The sequence below is a fragment of the Rhizobium ecuadorense genome, from assembly GCF_001187535.1.
Classification (GTDB): domain Bacteria; phylum Pseudomonadota; class Alphaproteobacteria; order Rhizobiales; family Rhizobiaceae; genus Rhizobium; species Rhizobium ecuadorense.
The window spans coordinates 1-525 of the sequence record NZ_LFIO01000239.1 but is presented as its reverse complement, the minus strand read 5'-3'; the positions used below and the strand labels follow the sequence as shown (position 1 = coordinate 525).

The following is a 525-nucleotide window of genomic DNA, read 5'->3' as shown; positions in this document are numbered from 1 at the left end:
GGTTATCTCGTTGAGAACATGATCGATCCACCGGTCGCCGAGCTCATTGTCGGCGCCATCCGCGACCCTGTCTTCGGATTGTCGCTCACGCTTGGAGCGGGAGGTATCTTCGTTGAATTGCTTGAAGATTCCATCATCCTGCCGCTTCCGGCGACGAAAACCGACATTCACGCGGCGATTTCGCGTCTCAAACTTGCAAAATTGATTTATGGCTATCGCGGACGACCAAAAGGCGACCTCGAAGCCGCTGTCGGCGCTGTCTCAGCAACGGCAGATTATGTCGTAAAGAACGCGGCATCCCTGGAGGAACTGGACATTAATCCATTGATGGTTCTTCCCGAAGGGCGTGGCGTTGCCGTAGTCGATGCTCTGATACGGCGGAGGAGGTAGCATAGGTTGAGCGACCACATTCGCACACGACAGGACGGTGGAGTACTCGAAGTCGTCATCGACCGGCCGAAGGCGAATGCCATCGACCTTGCGACCAGCCGTGCCCTGGGGTTGATCTTCCGAGATTTCCGCGAC

1 protein-coding gene and 1 pseudogene are annotated in these 525 nt (G+C 56.4%); both read left to right on the top strand.

Features of this window, described 5'->3' with window-relative positions; all coding sequences use genetic code 11:
* Window positions 1-390 (top strand): acetate--CoA ligase family protein (locus tag AF337_RS05755; protein ID WP_193393576.1); only part of this gene is annotated, 390 nt, incomplete at its 5' end.
* Between the two features lie 6 nt (window positions 391-396).
* Window positions 397-525 (top strand): annotated as a pseudogene (locus AF337_RS41790) (carnitinyl-CoA dehydratase); the annotation flags it as partial.